Source organism: Paraburkholderia sp. A1BS-2L, from assembly GCF_051125205.1.
Lineage (GTDB): Bacteria > Pseudomonadota > Gammaproteobacteria > Burkholderiales > Burkholderiaceae > Paraburkholderia.
On record NZ_CP120429.1, the window covers coordinates 1867726 to 1883102 of the forward strand.

The window sequence follows — 15377 nt, forward strand, 5'->3', positions numbered from 1 at the left end:
CGTATCGATTCAGGACGGCAGTGGGTGGCGCATCGCTTGCCGTGTTCATCGGAGCGAAACGGGCGTTGAAACGGCCGCTGAAACTGGCGCTGAAACGGGAACGGAAGCCGGAACGGAAGCGGCTGTCCTGCGCTCGCAGGGCGGGGCCGCGCTATCGGCGAGGCGGCGGAAATACGCGATGGTCGCGTTCAGGCCCGCGTCGAGCGTGGTATGCGGCTGCCAGCCGAGCACTGCACGCGCCTTGTCGATCGACGGGCGGCGATGGCAAGGGTCGTCGAGCGGCAAGGGCTTGAACGCGATGCTCGAGTCCGAGTGCGCGAGCGCGATGACGCGGCGCGCCGTATCGATCATCGAAATTTCGTCAGGATTGCCAAGGTTGATGGGGCCGTCGGGCGCCGTTTCTAGCTCCATCAATCGCATCAGCCCGTCGAGGAGATCCTCCACGTAGCAGAAGCAGCGCGTCTGCGATCCGGTTCCGTAGACGCTCAGCGCCTCGCCCGCGAGCGCCTGCATCACGAAGTTCGAGATCACGCGGCCATCGCGCGGATGCATTCGCGGCCCATACGTATTGAAGATTCTCGCGATGCGCACGTCGAGCCCGTGCTGGCGGCGGTAATCCATGCACAGCGTTTCGGCGCAACGCTTGCCTTCGTCGTAGCACGCGCGCGGTCCAACCGGATTCACGTGCCCCCAGTAGTCCTCGGTCTGCGGATGCCGGCGCGCGTCGCCATAGACTTCGCTCGTGGAAGCCTGCAGCAGTTTCGCGTGCAGGCGCCTGGCGAGTCCCAGCATGTTGATCGCGCCATGCACGCTGGTCTTGGTGGTCTGCACCGGGTCGTGCTGGTAGTGGATCGGCGAGGCCGGGCAAGCGAGGTTGTAGATTTCATCCACTTCCACGTAGAGCGGAAACGTCACGTCGTGGCGCATGACTTCGAAGTTCGCGTTGTCGAGCAGATGGGCGACGTTGCGCTTCGAACCGGTGTAGAAGTTGTCGACGCACAGCACGTCGTGCCCCTGGGCAACCAGACGCTCGCATAGATGCGAGCCCAGAAAGCCCGCGCCGCCGGTCACCAGAATGCGTTTGCTGCTCAGTTCCTTTGCCATGTCGGCTCCTTTGACGGTTTGCCGGTTTGCCGGCGCGCGTGCTTCATGCCGCGACTTCGCGCAGCGCCAGATCCCAGTCGCGGGCGAAGCGCGCGATGCCAAAGCGCTCGCGCGCGGTGCGGCGCGCGGCGTCGCCCAGTTGGCGGGCCAGCGCGGGGTCGTCGATGAGGGTCCGCATGCACTGGACGAGGCGCGCCGTGCGGGTGTCGACGAAGCCGTTCTCGCCGTCGCGGATCACGCTTGCCAGCTCCGTCGTGGCGAGTCCGACGATGGGCAGTCCCACCGTCATGGCCTCGACGATCGCGAGCCCGAGACTGGTCCAGCGGATCGGGTTGAAAAAGAAGCGGTAGCGCGCCATGAAGCCGGGCAACTCCGGATTGGCGATTTCGCCGAGGCCGCCGAGGCTGCGCGCATCCATGCCGGCCAGGTCGAGGGGAACTTCGCGGCGCACCGTGTCGAAGATGTCCGCGCCGAGGCGCCGGCCGCGCTCGCGCAGATGGTTGACGACCACGATGCCGCGCGGCGTCCCGCCCGTGTAGCGCGCGTGCTCCGGCACGAGCACGCCGTGCTCGATCACGCGCGTGGGTGTCGCGCCGCTGTCCCACATCAGCTGGTTGAACGCGGTCACGTGCACGAGCAGCGCGTTGGGATCGTCCACCCAGTGGCGTTGCGCGAACGGCGCTTCCTGCGGCGGATCGTGCTCGATATAGACCTGCGGCAAGCGCCGCTGCGCCTCGCTGAGCAGGTTCAGGCGATCCGTCTCCCAGTGGCTGCGCTGCTGGTGGACGATCACGTCGAATTCGCGCGAGGCCACGTCTTCGGCGCTCACTTCGCGGACATTGTTGCCCCACGGCAGCACGCCCGAGCGGCCTGCGTAGCCCGGCGGCCGGCCGGGCTTCGTGACCACGTGGAATTCGTGGGGCGCCTGCGTGAGGTAGTAGAGGTAATTGCCATGCACGTGCCACGTGAGCACGCGCAGCGGTTTCGTTCGATGCATCAGCATGACGGGGCGCTCCTCTCGCGCAGCGGCCTTGCAGCCTGGCGCGGTGGCGCGTTCGCGCCGCTGGCTGAACTCGCGCTCTCGCTCGCATTCGCATTCGCGCGGGCGTTCGCACTGCGCGGGCTGCCGCATTCGCCCACGCGTTGCGCAGCAGCGTCCACGGGATCGCGCGCCGGCATGCTCAGTTGCGCGAATGCGATGGCCGTGACCTCGCTGCTCGCGACATTGAGCGCGCAGGGGTGGCCGTAGGGGCAGCTATGGAACATGCAGGGCCGGCAGGCGGGCCAGTCGGCGATCACGCGGTGAAGCGCGTGGTCGAGCGGCGCCCAGCGCCGCGTGTCGCTGCCCGACGCGATCACCACGCTGGGCGTGCGCATGGCCGCTGCCACGTGCGAGATGCCGGTGTCGTTGCATACCACCAGCCGCGCGAGACCCACGAGCGCGGCGAGCGCGCCGAGCGTGGTCTCGCCGGCGAGATGCTGCGCGGTTTGCGTCATCGCGCCCAGCACGCTCGCGGTGAGCGGGCGCTCGCGCTGGGTGCCGGTCACGGCGATCTGCCAGCCTTCGAGCGCGAGTGCATCGGCTACCTCGGCGAAGCGTTCGGCGGGCCAGCGCCGCGAAGGCAGCTGCGCACCGGGATGAACGAGCACGAGGCGCGCGGGATCGAGCCGGTAGCGGCTCATGATGGCGGCACAGGCGTCGTGGTCTTCGCTGCGGAGGGGGAACCAGAGCGTGTCGTCGCGCAACGCAGGTCCCCTCACGCCCGCTGCATGCAGCAGCGCGAGATAGCGCTGCGGCTCGGGCAGGACGTCCGGCCAGGGCAGAAAGCAGCCCGGCGGCGGGGTTTCGCCGGGTTGGCTGAAGCCGGCCAGCGCGCGGGCGCCGAAGGCGCGCACGAGCGCGTTCGCCACGCCGCCGCTGCCATGCAGCTGGATTGCCAGATCGGCATTGCGCGCCCCCATGGCATCACAGAACGCCGGCAGCTCGCGTTCTTCTTCGGACTGCTCGGGAAAGCCGCGCGCCCCCGGAAAGGCGATGAACTCGTCGATCAGCATCGGATAGCGCGCGACGAACGTCTGCGCCCAGGGCAAGCCGACCAGTGCGATGTGCGCATGCGGACAGGCCGCGCGCAAGGCACGCAGCGCGGGCACGCAGCAGAGCATGTCGCCAAGCTGCAAGGCGCGAAAGACGACAATGCGGCGGGGGCGCAGCGTATCGATGAAGTTCGCCATCAGAGAAACCATGTGCGGTAGCGGACGGCCCCGTGGAGCCGCCAGTAGATGGAAAAGAAAGGAATCCATAACGACGTCCAGATCATTTCCAGCACATGTCCCGGGTCGCGGCGCGTCGTGCGCAGGCGGCGCGCGCAAAACGCACCGGTGAGCCCGAGCCACGCGGCCAGGCTGGCGAGCGCGGCATGGTGCGCGCCCGCTGCGAGCGAGGCCAGCAGCGCGAGTACGCAAGCCAGCACCGCGTAGTACAGCAACGGGGGCCACGCGCCGATGCGCTCGCGATAGAGCGCGGGATGCTTGCGGAACAGCAGCGCCTCGAAGCGGCTCTTGCGCTGTTGCGCGAGACTCGCGCCCCAGCGCGCGGGGCGCACGGGATGCACGACCACGGCGTCTTCGGCGCGCGCGATCCGCGCGCCGGCGCGCAGCAGCGCGAAGTGCAGGTCGGAGTCTTCGCGCCACGCGCTCGTGAAGCGTTCGTCGAAGCCGCCGAGCGCGGCCAGCGCCTCGTGCCGCACGAATGCGTTGGCGGTCGCGAATTCGGCCTGCGCGAGGCCGCTCGCGTCGCGCTCGTAGTCGCTGGGCGCGGCGTCGAGCGGCACGACGATGCGGCCCGCCGCCGCCGGTGCATGTTCTAGCGCGGCAAGACCGGCGCGCAGCCAGCACGGCTGGGGCAGCGTGTCGTCGTCGGTGAAGGCGAGGCAGGGCGCACGCGCCGCGCGCCATCCCGCATTGCGCGCGGCGGCCGGACCTTGGGTTTCATGCACGGGCACGTAGCGGATCGCGAGGCCGCGCCGCGCATGGAGCGCGGCGGTGCGCTCGACCGATGCGCGCGTGGCCGCTTCGGGGCCATCGTCGCAGACGATGATCTCGTAGTCGGCGGGCTCGAGGTCCTGGGCGCACAGCGCGCCGAGGCACCGTTCGAGCAGCTCCGGGCGGCGGTACGTCGGCACCACCACCGAGATGCGCACATGCGCGAGCAGCGCGCCGGGATAGCCGCCGAACCCCGGCTCCGGCGCACCGATGCTGCGCGATTCGCGCAACTCGATATCGTCGGGCTTCATGGCCGGTCCCCGGTTTGCGCCGCGGGCTGTTGTGCGGTTTGTGAAGCGTTTTGTGAAGCGGCATGCGTCGCGGCATGCGAGTCGGTTTGCCCTGCCGTTCGTGCCGCCGTTTGCGAATCGCCCCGCGCCGCCGTTTCCGAACCGGCAAGCGTCCCGGTGCGGCCATCGTCCTTGAGCACGAGAAACGGCCCGATCACGAGCGCGTCGAGCGGCGAAGTCCAGAACGATTCGAGCGCATCGCGCGGGGTGTTCACCATCGGCTCGCCGCGCGTGTTGAACGAGGTATTGACGAGCACCGGCACGCCGGTGCGTTTGCCGAAGGCCGCGATCAGGTCGTAATAGAGCGCGTGTTGATCGCGGTTCACGGTCTGCACGCGCGCGGTGCCGTCCACGTGACGCACGGCGGGAATACGCCACGCCTTGTCGGGCTGCACGTCGAAGATGAACAGCATGAACGGCGCGCGCCGCGCGCCCACGAACCACTGGCCGGCGCATTCTTCGAGCACGACCGGCGCCACCGGCCGGAAGTCCTCGCGGTCCTTGATCTCGTTGAGCTTCGCCTGCATGGCGGCGTCCACCGGCGAGGCCAGAATCGAGCGCGCGCCCAGCGCGCGCGGGCCGAATTCCGAGCGGCCCTGGTACCAGCCGATCACCTTGCCGTCGGCGAGCAGTTCGGCGGCTTCCTCGGCGACGTTTTCGAGGCGCCGGTAGGGCGCTTTCGACCAGCGCAGGAAGTCCTCGATGCTTCGGTCGTCGAACGATGGGCCCAGATACGCATGGTCCATTTGCCAGCGCCGTTCGGCGGGCGGGCCGCCCGCGGCCTGCGAGGCTTCGCTGCGCAGCCGGTAGTCGGTCCATAGCGCCGCGCCGAGGGCGGTGCCCGCGTCGCCGGCGGCGGGCTGCACCCAGACATCGTCGAACGGGCCGCGATCGCGCAGCACCGAATTCATCACGCAATTGAGCGCCACGCCGCCCGCCATCGAGAGCGCGGGAAGCTCGGTCGCGCTGCGCAGCCATTGCGCCATCTTCAGCACGGTCTCCTCGAGCGCGCGCTGCAGCGACGCCGCAATGTCGAAATGGCGCGGCTCCAGCGGGCCGCCGCGCTCGCGCGGCGCGCCGAAGCGCTCGACGAGGCGCGGCTCGGCCACTGTGTAGCGGCCGCCGCCGCAGTACTGGAGGATTTCGCGGAAGTCGTCGAGATAGCGCGGCTCGCCGAACGAAGCGAGCGCCATGACCTTGTACTCGTCCGAGGAGTGCAGAAAGCCCAGCCAGCCCGTGACCGCTTCGTAGAGCAAGCCGAGCGAATGCGGCAGCTCGACCTGGCTCAGGCGCTTGTAGACGCCGTTGCGGAATTCGCCGAGGCTGGTGGTCACGCGTTCGCCGCGGCCGTCCATGGTGAGCACCGCGGTGTCGTCGAAGGGGCACGCGAGAAAGGCGCTGGCCTCGTGGGCGAGATGGTGCTCGACATTGTGCCAGGCGAAGCCGTGCTCGCGGTCCACGCCGGCAAAACGCTTGCGCAGATGATGGGGCGCGCCGTCGAGCAGCTGCGCTTTGGCGTTCACCACGTAGGCGAACAGGAGCGGGTCCCAGGGCGAGGCGTGCGGCCCGACGCGCGCGCGCGCCGGGTCGAGCGGCAGCGCGATGGTGTCGGGACGGGTATCGGGACGGGTGTCGGGCCGGGGCCGATTTCCGGACATGTCCGGAAAGCATGCGGGGTCGTACGAGTACGCCACGTGATCGACGTCGGCGAGCAGGATGCCGGCCTCTTTCAGGCACGCGTCGATGGCGTCGAACGGCAGTTGCCATGTCGAGAACGGCACCGGGCGCTTGGCATGCTTGACGTGCGTGAAGCGCTCGTCCTCGGCGGCGGCAATCACGACGCCATCGCGCACCAGAGCGGCGGCGCTGTCGTGATAGACGGCGTTGATTCCCAGTGTGTACATGAGGGGCTCCCTTGGCGGAATCGGCGGGTTGGCTAGCTCGGCTAGCTCGGCGTGATCGGCATGATCGGCATGATCGGCATGATCGGCATGATCGGCATGATCGGTGCAAGCGGTTGGGGTGGCCCAGGCGGCGCGGCCGCCGCGTGCCCGAGCAGCTCGCGCGCGGCCTGTGCGACCTCGCACGGCGGCACGCCGCGCAGGCACGCGTGATGGCCCTCGGGGCAGTCGCCGCGATAGCACCAGCGGCACGGCACGTCGTGATAGAGCACGCGGTGAGGCGTCATCCACGGTGTGTGCTGCGGATTCGTGAGCGCGTAGAGATCGACGACTGGCTTGCCGAGCGCGGCGGCCAGATGCACGGGCCCGCTGTTGTTGGCGATCAGCAGCGACGCCGAGTCGAGCAGCGCAATGAACTCGCCGAGCGTGAGCGCGCCCGCGAGATCCACGAGCCGCAGCTGCGCCGCGGGTTGCACGAAGCTGGCGACGTCGCGCGTCAGTGCCGCTTCTGCCGCGCTGCCGGTCAACAAAACAGGATCGCTAATGAACGGCGCGAGCAGGTCGATCGCCTCGGCATGCAGCGCGGCGGGATAGCGGCGCGATGCAGCGCTCGCGCCCGGATGCACGACGATCCAGCGCCGCGCCGGATCCACGCCGCGCTCGCGCAGCTTGCGGGCGAGCGTGGCGCGCGCGCCGGCATCCACGCGCACGCGCATGCGCGCGTCGTCGCTTTCGGCGCCCACGCTGCGCACCAGCGCGAGCTGGCGCTCGACCTCGTGGCGCACGCCGGCGTGCGGCTCGCGCTCGGGCAGCCAGTGGGTCAGCAGCGCGTAGGGATTCTCGCGGCAGTGTGCAAGGCGGCGCTCGATGCCGGCGAGAAAGCACAGGGTCGCGGCCGGCAGTGGATTCTGGCTGTAGACCGTGAAGATGGCCGCCGCGTCGAAGCGGCCCGCGCGCAGCCGCGCGAGCAGGGCGTCGTCGATGGCGCCGGCCCCGGTCGTGATGCGTTCACCGTTCGTCCACGGCGCGTCGTATTCGATCACCTCGTCCACGTCGGGCAGATGGCGCGCGATGGCGGCGCCCGCCGGCGACGCAAGCAGCGTGATGTGCCGCGCGCTGGCGCTGTCGCGCAATGCGCGCAGCGCGGGCGTGGTCATCAGTACGTCGCCGAGATGATCGAGCCGCACGGCGAGAATGCGCTTGACCTCGTCGAGCCACGGCGCGCAGGTGGAGCGCGCGCGCGGGGCGCGGGCGTGGGCTTCGCGCGGCGCAATGGCGAAAGCGGCGCCGTTCATGGCTGAGCCGCCGGTTGCGGGTCGCGCGCGTAGCCGGTTTCGCGGACATGGCGCTCGACGATGATCCGCGCCGCCTCGTGCAGGTTCTTGACGATCGCGAAGGGCTGCCGCTCGGGCGCACTCAGCCATTGGGTCTCGTTGCCGCAATCGGCGAGGATGGCGCGGCAGCCGGCGCGGTTTCCCGCTTCCACGTCGTCGAGAATGTCGCCGATCATCCAGCTGCGTTCGAGGTCGATACGGTACTCGCTGCTCGCGCGCAGCAGCAGTCCGGGCTCGGGCTTGTGGCAATCGCAGCGGCACGCGTAAGGCGCGACGCTGCCCGCCGGATCGTGCGGGCACCAATAGGCGGCGTCCAGCACCGCCCCGCAGCTGGCGAACATGCGGCGCAGATGCGTTTCCACGCGCAGCAGCGCCGCACGCGGGAAATGCCCGAGCGCGACCCCGCGCTGGTTGCTCACGACGATCAGGCGCAAGCGCGTGCGGCCGAAGAGGGCGAGCGCCTCGGCCGCGCCGGGTGCGAAGCGCATCTGTTTCGGATCGACGTTGTAAGGCACGTTTTCGAGCAGCGGGCCGTCCTTGTCGAGAAAGACGGCGGGCCGCAGCGGATGACGTGAGCGGGCTTGCATGGGCGTCTCCTCCTGACGTTCGAGCCGGCGTTCAGCCGAACGCGCGCAGGCTCGCCGCGCGCGCGTTCGCAACCATTCGCTCGTGCTCGCCTTGCGCGGGCGCGCCGGCCAGCCGGGCGTAAAGCGCCTCGAGCTGCTGGCCGATTCGCCGCCACGTGAAATGCGCCTGGGCGCGCGCGCGACCCGCTTCGCCCATGGTGCGCGCCTGGGCCGGATCGGCATGGATATCGCGCAGCCGCGCGGCGAGCGCCACGGGATCGCGCGGCGGCACGAGCCAGCCGGTCTCGCCGTGGCGCACGGTGTGACGGATGCCGCCCACCTCCGCGCCGATCACCGGCGTCGCACAGGCCATCGCTTCCACCGGGGTGATGCCGAAGGGCTCGTACCAGGGCGTGGTGACGAACACGTCGGCGGCGCAATAGAAGTCGCGCAGTTGCGCGTGCTCGCGCCGGCCGACGAAGCGCACGCGCTCTTCGATGCCGCAGCGGCGCGCCACGTCGCGTAGCCGCGCGATCTCGGGCGTGGCGATTTCGTTGGGCGTTTGCGCATCGCCGCCCACCACGTAGAGCTGTGCGCGCACGCCATGGCGCGCTTCGAGCGCGGCCACGCCCTGCACGACGTTGTCGATGCCCTTGCGCTCGACGAGGCGGCCGAGCTGCAGCACGGCGAATTCGTCGGGCGTCCAGCCGAGGCGCCGGCGCGCCTCGGCGGGGTCGAGCGGCGAAAACTCGCCGGGATCGAACCCGCAGGCGATGACCGCGATGCGGGCCGGGTCGGCGCGATAGTGCTCGATGAGATCGTCGCGGTCCGCCGGGCACTCCGCCACCACGCAGTCGGCGCGGCGCACGAGTTCGTCCTCGATGGCGAAACGCGCGTCGGGAAAGCCGTCGCTCGCGCCCTGATGCAGACGGCGCACGCGCCCGAGCGCGTGGAAGGTCATCACGAGCGGCACCTTCAACGCGTCCTTGACCGCCAGGGCGGCGAGTCCCGACATGAAGAAGTTCGCGTGAATGACGTCGTAGCATTGGCGCTCCTTGCGGCAAAAATCGAGGAGAAACGCCGCGAACGCCGGCATGTGAGGCAACAGCTTTTCCTTGGGCAACTGCATGGCGGGTCCGACTGGCACATGAATGACGCGCCCGCCGTCCATCTGCGAGATGGGCGGCAGGAGCGCGCGGTCGCGTCGCGTGAACACGTCGACCTGATGGCCGGCGCGCAGCAGCTGCCGCGCGACATGCGCCACGTAAATGTTCTGTCCGCCGGCATCCACGCCGCCTGCGAGCGCGAGAGGCGACGCGTGTTCACTGACCAGTGCGATTTTCATTAGTCATCCTTCGTTAGGAGTGGGCGAACGACGCGCTGTCGATCGGCGCCGCGAATGTTGCAGCGGATGCAACACGCTATGCACGTGCTGTGCCAACGTTTCGAGTGCGAAATATCGGGGGCGGGGCGCGTTTGCGCGACGTTCAGGCGTATGGCGGTGGGTCTCGCCCGCTGGGGACATCACGGCGCCGCGAAGCATGGCGAGTTTTACAAGCGCATGTAAGTGCGCCGCATCGACGCGCGGTGGCATGCGGGTCCGCGGTTTGCACGCCGCGATGAGCCAGAGGCGAGTGAAAAGCGAACGGAGGTGAGCGATGAACGAGCCACCATCGGGCCGGCGCGCCGTGCGCATGCGTATCGCGCGCATGCTCGGCGCGGCGCTGTGGCGGCACCGGCGCGCGACGGCGGCCGCGACGGCCCTGATGATTCTGGCGCGGCTTGGCGCGGTAGCGGTGCCGCTCGTCCTCAAGCAGCTGATCGACCAGCTCGGGGAGGCACGCTCGCTCGCGATGGCGCCGGTGCTGCTCGCGCTCGCCTATGCACTGCTGCGTTTCGTGTCGGACGCGCTCGGCGAGGCGCGCGACGTGGCCTTCAGCATCGTGGTGCAGCGTGCGGTGGCGTCGCTGCGCGAGCGCACGTTCGCGCATTTGCACCGGCTGGGCGCGCGCTTTCATGCGCAGCGCGAAACCGGCGCAATCGTGCGCGACGTGCAAAAGGGCGCGGACGGTGTCGGCTTTCTGTTAGGCACCGCGCTTTTTTCGGTGCTGCCGACGTTCTTCGAAATCGCCGTCGTGGTGGCGATCGTCGCCGGTCATTACGACCGGGCATTCCTGCTCGCCATTGCCGGCACTTTTGCCTGCTATGCGCTTTGCACGGCAATCTTTACGCGCAAGCGCCTCTTGTTCCAGCGTGCCGTGAACGTGCTCGAGGCGCGCGTGGACGGCCGCCTCGTGGACAGCCTGCTCAATCACGACACCGTGAAATATTTTTCGACCGGGCAGCACGAGGTGGCGCGGCTCGCGAGCGTGCTCGACGAATGGGTGCAGGCGCGGCTCGCGAACCAGCGCGCGCTGACCGCGCTGCACGTGGCCCAAAGCGGCGTGGTGGCGGCGGGCATCGGGGCCGTCATGCTGATCTCGGTCCTTCACGTGGCGACGGCAACCATGACGATCGGCGATCTCATCCTCGTGAACGCCTACATCATTCAGGTCTGTGCGCCGCTCAATACGCTGGGCTTTGTCTTTCGCGAGGCTAACGACGCGCTGGTCGACGTCGAGCGGCTGTTTGCGATCCTCAGTGTTCGCGGCACGCCCGGCGAGGACGAAGACCTGCCGGGCGCGCGTGCGCTCGTGGTGCGCGAGGGAGAGCTGGCCTTGCATCATGTCGATTTCGGCTACGAGGACGGCCGCCCGGTGCTGCACGACCTCGCGTTCACGGCGGCGCCGGGGCAGAAGGTGGCCGTGGTGGGCGGCAGCGGGTCGGGAAAATCGACCTTGATCAAGCTGCTATTCCGTTTTTACCGGCCCCAGCGCGGCACCATCACGCTCGACGGCCAGGACATCGCGAATGGCACGCTGGCGAGCCTGCACGCGGTCATCGGCATCGTGCCGCAGGACACCGTGCTGTTCAACGAAACCATTGCCTACAACATCGCCTATGGCCGGCCCGATGCGACGCGCGCCGATGTCGTGCGCGCCGCGCGGGCCGCCCAGCTCGACGAGCTGATCGAGCGCCTGCCCGATCACTACGACACGCGCGTGGGCGAGCGCGGCGTGCGCCTTTCCGGCGGCGAGCGCCAGCGCATCGCGATTGCGCGCGCCATCCTCAAGAACCCGCGCGTGATGGTATTCGACGAGGCCACCTCGGCGCTCGACACGCGTTCCGAGCGCGCGATCCAGGACGAACTCAAGCGGCTTGCGCGCGGCCGCACGACCATCGTGGTCGCGCACCGGCTCTCGACCATCGTCGATGCCGACGTGATTCTCGTGATGGAGCACGGCCGCATCGTCGAGCGCGGCCGCCACGACGCGCTGCTCGCGCGCGAGGGCGTCTACGCGAAGATGTGGGCGATGCAATGGCAGCAGGACGACCTCGAGCAGGCGGAGCGCCGCGTCGCGGCGGCGCCGCTCGATGTGACGGCGCTGCTCGAGCGGGTCGCAGCGCGCGTACGCGAGTCCGAAGCGGGCACCTCGGTGGCGCTTGCGCCGCAGCCGCAGCCGGGTTTCTCGGTGAGCCCCGTGAGCGGCGATGCCCTGTACCAGGCGCTCGCCCTGCTCGCGACGAACGAGGCGCGCGAGGCGCATGGCGCGCATGTCACGCAGCTCGGCGCGCGGCGTCGCGACGGCGCCGTGCTGCTATGCGTGGAGGGCGGCGCGCGGCCCGCGCCGCTCGACGACGCCGCGCTCGCGCACCTCGAAGCGCTGTTGCGCGAGGCGGGCGCGAGCTTGACACTCGACCCCGCGCCTCATCACGTGCGTTATGCGATATCGGTGCCGTCCGGCCCGGCATCGACGCCGTCATAGCCGATGCGCCGCTGCGAGATGTCTTCGAGCGTATTGGCAAGACGCTCGCGCTGCGCGCCGTCGCAGCGCGTGGCGATGTCGCCGAGCGACAGCGCGCCCACCAGCTCGCGCTCGTGATTCACGACGGGCAGACGCCGGACCTGCGCTTCGGCCATGCGCCGCTGCACGATGTCGATATTCTCGTCGTCGTAGCACCACTCGACGCCCGAGGTCGCCACGCCCGCGATGGGCTCCAAGGGCGCGCGGCCTTCGCCGAGCGCGCGCAAGGCGAGGTCGCGGTCCGTCACCATGCCGACGATGCGCTTCGCGTTGCAGACCGGCAGAGCGCCGATGTCGTGCTGCGCCATCAGCTCGGCGGCGCGCTGGATGGTGGTCTCGGGTTCGACGCTCACGACGTGGCGCGACATGACTTCATGGACCCGGGTGATCTTTTGCTCCTTCATGCGGTTCTCCTTTTGCCTCGCGTGCATCAACGTTCAAATCAACGGCGTGCCGCCCGTCACGGCCAGCGTCGCGCCCGAGATGTAGCTGCCTTCGCACGAGGCCAGCAGCACATAGGCGCCCGCGAGTTCGGCGGGCTGTCCGGGGCGCTTCATCGGCGTGGCCGCGCCGAATTCGCCCACCTGTTCCGGCGGCATGGTCGAGGGAATCAGCGGCGTCCAGATCGGTCCTGGCGCCACGCAGTTCACGCGAACGCCGCGTTCGGCCACGAGCTGCGCGAGGCCGCCCGTGAAATTCTGGATCGCACCCTTGGTGGCCGCGTAGGCGAGCAGCGTGGGCTTGGGTTTGTCGGCGTTGATCGAGGCGGTGTTGATGATCGAGCCGCCGGCCTTCATGTGCCCGAGCGCTTCGCGCGAAATGCGGAACATCGCGCCGATGTTGATATCGAAGGTGCGGTCCCATTCGTCGTCGCTGATCGATTCGGGCGATTCGTGCGTCATCTGGTACGCCGCGTTGTTCACGAGCACATCGAGCTTGCCGAAGGTGCTCACGGTCGTGCGCACGAGCTCGCGGCACCAGGCGCGCTCGCGCACGTCGCCGGGCAGCAGCAGCGAGCGCCGTCCGGCGTCCTCGACCCAGCGTGCGGTTTCCTGGGCGTCGTCGTGTTCGTCGAGATAGGCAATGGCGACATCGGCGCCTTCGCGCGCAAAGGCAATGCAGACTGCCCGGCCGATGCCGCTGTCGCCGCCCGTGACGAGCGCGACCTTGCCGGCGAGACGGTCCGAGCCGCGATAGCTCTTTTCGCCGTGATCGGGTTGCGGATGCATGGGGGCGGTGCGTCCCGGCGTGCGGTCTTGCTGCTGGCCGGGCAGTGGCGGGGTGGGGCGGTTCTCGGACATGGCGCTTCCTCGCGGATTGGGTTGGGTTGTTCAAGGCGGTTGCATGGGCCGTGCCGCGAACGTTGCGCAACACACGCCGCGCAACACGCCCTCATGCACCGCGCACGAACATGCGGCGCTAGCCGGACTCAGACTCCGGCTAGCGCGAGTCTCGCGTTGACTTTGAGGGGCGCGACATCGTCCCGGTACGGCGGCTTGACCGAAAACTCCCGAATCACATCGGGCTGGAAGATCAGACAGTAAGTACTTCCGCCGTATTGAAAGAACCCGAGCTCGTCGCCCTTGGCGACATGCTGTCCGGTCGAGGCGACGATGCGGCACGACGATACCTCCGCCATGCCCACGAAGACGCAGGCGACCATGCCGATGGCGGGCTCGTCCGCTTCGATCACGATCACGGCGCGCGCCGCCACGGCGGTCGTATAGCCCTGCGAATCGTTGAGGCCGCGCGCATCGGCGCCTTCGGCTTCCAGCGCGGAGTAGTAGGTGCCGCTCACGTTGCCGGCCTGCACGATCGTTCCGGAGACCGGCGCGTGCCAGCGGTGATAGTTGAAGGCGCTCAAATAGCCCTGATACACGCAAGCCTCCGAAAAGCGCTGCACGATCTCCGTTGCGCTGCCGGCGAGCATGTCGCGCAGCGAATACGGCTGCGTCTTGATCCAGAAGCGCTCGCGCAGCCGGCAGTTGTCGCGCACGTCGTAGGGCGACGCTTCGCACGCGTTGACGATCACTGCCGGATTCGCGGGCTCCTCCACGGGCCGCGCGCCCGCGCGCAGCCGGCGCGTGAAGAAGTCGTTCCACGAGGCGAATCCCCAATGGGGCTCGGAGCGGTCGCAACGGTAGTCGGCGAGGCCGATCTTGCGCTGCGCGGCGTCGCAGAACCAGCCGTGCGGCGCGTCGGTCGTGAGGTGCGTGCGCGAATGCGGCCCGGAAAGAAAGCCGCACCAGCATTCGAGCACGTGCCGCAACTGCGCGTTGAACGCGGGGTCGCGAAACACGGCGTAGCCGGAAGGCATGCACATCGGCCAGTCGAGCAAGAGGTTCAGCGGTGTTGCCAAAGGCACTTGCGCATCGAAGGGCGGTGCATAGCTCGCCAGATAATCGACGATGGTCATCAACTCGTCGATATTGGTGTAGCCGAGCTCGTACCCCCTGGCCAGCGCTTCGTCGATCGCTCGCGAGAGATTCATGCGCAGCACGGCATCGCGCTGAACGAGTTCCGCAAGCTGGCGAACGACTGGGGCCGCCGGTGCGCTGCGCGAGCGTTCGCGCGCGGCGGCGGCGATTTGCAGGCGCGCTCGTGCAGCAGCTTGCTCCTCTTGCGGCATCCAGTTGCCCAGACGGCGCTTCGTGTTCGTCATGCTCATGGCGGACTCCTCCTCGTGGTCTCGGCCCGGACGCAGAGCAGCAACAGCGATGCCACGCCGGCGCGCACGCGGATCCGCGTCGTCCGGCCAGAATCGGCACGCAGGCAAGCGCCGGACCCCATTTGTAGCCATTACGCGTAATGCTTGAAACGCGCCTTGCGGGCGTGCCGGGCACGGTGCGGCGCGTGGCGCGCGGGACTGCGCTGGCGCAGCGGCGCGAGTCTTCGGGCAGCGGCCGGCACGGGCATTGCATGAGAGCAGGCGTGACCGTGTCGAGCGCGGGCTCGTGCGTCCTGGCGGCGTTTGTTGCCGTCCAGCGCGCCGGGTGACGCGCCATTCAGGAGCCGACAATGCTTTATTACGCCGTCGTGTTTTTCATCATTGCCGTGATCGCGGCTATCTTCGGGTTTGGCGGCATCGCTGCTGGCGCGGCGAGCATCGCCAAGATCCTGTTCCTTGTCTTCGTTGTCCTGTTTATCGTCAGTCTGCTGTTCGGCGCTTTGCGGCGTTGATGAAGCACACCCATCTCGTGCACGGCGGCGCGCCCGGCTGGACCCGGGCGCGCCT

General features: G+C 68.9%; 13 protein-coding genes. 2 read left to right on the forward strand and 11 right to left on the reverse strand.

Annotated elements, in window-relative coordinates:
* Positions 1 to 45: 45 nt before the first annotated feature.
* From P5W98_RS23365 to P5W98_RS23400, 8 genes are read right to left on the reverse strand one after another with little or no spacing between them, the layout of a single operon-like run.
* The gene (locus P5W98_RS23365; protein WP_421025744.1) at positions 46 to 1104 is read right to left on the reverse strand and encodes a UDP-glucuronic acid decarboxylase family protein; all 1059 of its coding nucleotides are present in this window, start codon (positions 1102 to 1104) and stop codon (positions 46 to 48) included.
* A 43-nt stretch (positions 1105 to 1147) separates the two neighbouring features.
* Positions 1148 to 2104 carry a glycosyltransferase family 4 protein gene (locus P5W98_RS23370; protein WP_421027024.1) on the reverse strand — a complete coding sequence of 319 codons (957 nt, stop codon included), beginning with the start codon at positions 2102 to 2104 and terminating at the stop codon, positions 1148 to 1150.
* The gene (locus P5W98_RS23375; RefSeq protein WP_421073329.1) at positions 2101 to 3348 is read right to left on the reverse strand and encodes a glycosyltransferase family 9 protein; all 1248 of its coding nucleotides are present in this window, start codon (positions 3346 to 3348) and stop codon (positions 2101 to 2103) included. Before P5W98_RS23375 ends, P5W98_RS23370 begins: the two co-directional genes overlap by 4 nt.
* Positions 3336 to 4397, reverse strand: coding sequence for a glycosyltransferase family 2 protein (locus P5W98_RS23380; protein WP_421025742.1), 1062 nt, complete (start codon positions 4395 to 4397; stop codon positions 3336 to 3338). Before P5W98_RS23380 ends, P5W98_RS23375 begins: the two co-directional genes overlap by 13 nt.
* Positions 4394 to 6340, reverse strand: coding sequence for a carbamoyltransferase family protein (locus P5W98_RS23385; protein WP_421025741.1), 1947 nt, complete (start codon positions 6338 to 6340; stop codon positions 4394 to 4396). Before P5W98_RS23385 ends, P5W98_RS23380 begins: the two co-directional genes overlap by 4 nt.
* 41 nt (positions 6341 to 6381) lie before the next feature.
* Complete coding sequence (locus tag P5W98_RS23390; protein WP_421025740.1) at positions 6382 to 7632, reverse strand: glycosyltransferase family 9 protein; 1251 nt, start codon at positions 7630 to 7632, stop codon at positions 6382 to 6384.
* Entirely contained in the window at positions 7629 to 8258 is a 630-nt protein-coding gene (locus P5W98_RS23395; protein WP_421025739.1) for a D-glycero-alpha-D-manno-heptose-1,7-bisphosphate 7-phosphatase, read from the reverse strand. Before P5W98_RS23395 ends, P5W98_RS23390 begins: the two co-directional genes overlap by 4 nt.
* Positions 8259 to 8289: 31 nt before the next feature.
* On the reverse strand, positions 8290 to 9582 hold the full coding sequence (locus P5W98_RS23400) for a glycosyltransferase (RefSeq protein WP_421025738.1): 1293 nt from the start codon (positions 9580 to 9582) through the stop codon (positions 8290 to 8292).
* A gap of 313 nt (positions 9583 to 9895) precedes the next feature.
* Here P5W98_RS23400 and P5W98_RS23405 point away from each other — a divergent pair, with 313 nt between their 5' ends.
* Complete coding sequence (locus P5W98_RS23405; protein WP_421025737.1) at positions 9896 to 12103, forward strand: ABCB family ABC transporter ATP-binding protein/permease; 2208 nt, start codon at positions 9896 to 9898, stop codon at positions 12101 to 12103.
* On the opposite strand, the gene P5W98_RS23410 is transcribed toward P5W98_RS23405, so the two are convergent.
* From P5W98_RS23410 to P5W98_RS23420, 3 genes are all read right to left on the reverse strand, one after another.
* Complete coding sequence (locus P5W98_RS23410) at positions 12058 to 12546, reverse strand: CBS domain-containing protein (protein WP_421025736.1); 489 nt, start codon at positions 12544 to 12546, stop codon at positions 12058 to 12060. The genes P5W98_RS23405 and P5W98_RS23410 overlap by 46 nt on opposite strands.
* A gap of 33 nt (positions 12547 to 12579) precedes the next feature.
* Positions 12580 to 13443 carry an SDR family oxidoreductase gene (locus tag P5W98_RS23415; RefSeq protein WP_421025735.1) on the reverse strand — a complete coding sequence of 288 codons (864 nt, stop codon included), beginning with the start codon at positions 13441 to 13443 and terminating at the stop codon, positions 12580 to 12582.
* 128 nt (positions 13444 to 13571) lie between these two features.
* A complete protein-coding gene (locus P5W98_RS23420) occupies positions 13572 to 14810 on the reverse strand; it encodes a phosphatidylserine decarboxylase family protein (RefSeq protein WP_421025734.1) in 1239 nt (412 codons plus the stop codon).
* A 350-nt stretch (positions 14811 to 15160) separates the two neighbouring features.
* Between P5W98_RS23420 and P5W98_RS23425 the strand changes: the two genes are divergently transcribed.
* Positions 15161 to 15322: a DUF1328 family protein gene (locus tag P5W98_RS23425; protein ID WP_421025733.1), complete on the forward strand. Its 162-nt coding sequence runs from the start codon at positions 15161 to 15163 to the stop codon at positions 15320 to 15322.
* Positions 15323 to 15377: the final 55 nt, after the last annotated feature.

Bases quoted from the DNA above. Each gene is read 5' to 3' on its own strand.
- P5W98_RS23395 (WP_421025739.1), bottom strand. From the start codon at position 8,258: ATGCAAGCCCGCTCACGTCATCCGCTGCGGCCCGCCGTCTTTCTCGAC.
- P5W98_RS23405 (WP_421025737.1), top strand. From the start codon at position 9,896: ATGAACGAGCCACCATCGGGCCGGCGCGCCGTGCGCATGCGTATCGCG.
- P5W98_RS23400 (WP_421025738.1), bottom strand. From the start codon at position 9,582: ATGAAAATCGCACTGGTCAGTGAACACGCGTCGCCTCTCGCGCTCGCA.
- P5W98_RS23390 (WP_421025740.1), bottom strand. From the start codon at position 7,632: ATGAACGGCGCCGCTTTCGCCATTGCGCCGCGCGAAGCCCACGCCCGC.
- P5W98_RS23420 (WP_421025734.1), bottom strand. From the start codon at position 14,810: ATGAGCATGACGAACACGAAGCGCCGTCTGGGCAACTGGATGCCGCAA.
- P5W98_RS23385 (WP_421025741.1), bottom strand. From the start codon at position 6,340: ATGTACACACTGGGAATCAACGCCGTCTATCACGACAGCGCCGCCGCT.
- P5W98_RS23415 (WP_421025735.1), bottom strand. From the start codon at position 13,443: ATGTCCGAGAACCGCCCCACCCCGCCACTGCCCGGCCAGCAGCAAGAC.
- P5W98_RS23425 (WP_421025733.1), top strand. From the start codon at position 15,161: ATGCTTTATTACGCCGTCGTGTTTTTCATCATTGCCGTGATCGCGGCT.
- P5W98_RS23410 (WP_421025736.1), bottom strand. From the start codon at position 12,546: ATGAAGGAGCAAAAGATCACCCGGGTCCATGAAGTCATGTCGCGCCAC.
- P5W98_RS23365 (WP_421025744.1), bottom strand. From the start codon at position 1,104: ATGGCAAAGGAACTGAGCAGCAAACGCATTCTGGTGACCGGCGGCGCG.
- P5W98_RS23375 (WP_421073329.1), bottom strand. From the start codon at position 3,348: ATGGTTTCTCTGATGGCGAACTTCATCGATACGCTGCGCCCCCGCCGC.
- P5W98_RS23380 (WP_421025742.1), bottom strand. From the start codon at position 4,397: ATGAAGCCCGACGATATCGAGTTGCGCGAATCGCGCAGCATCGGTGCG.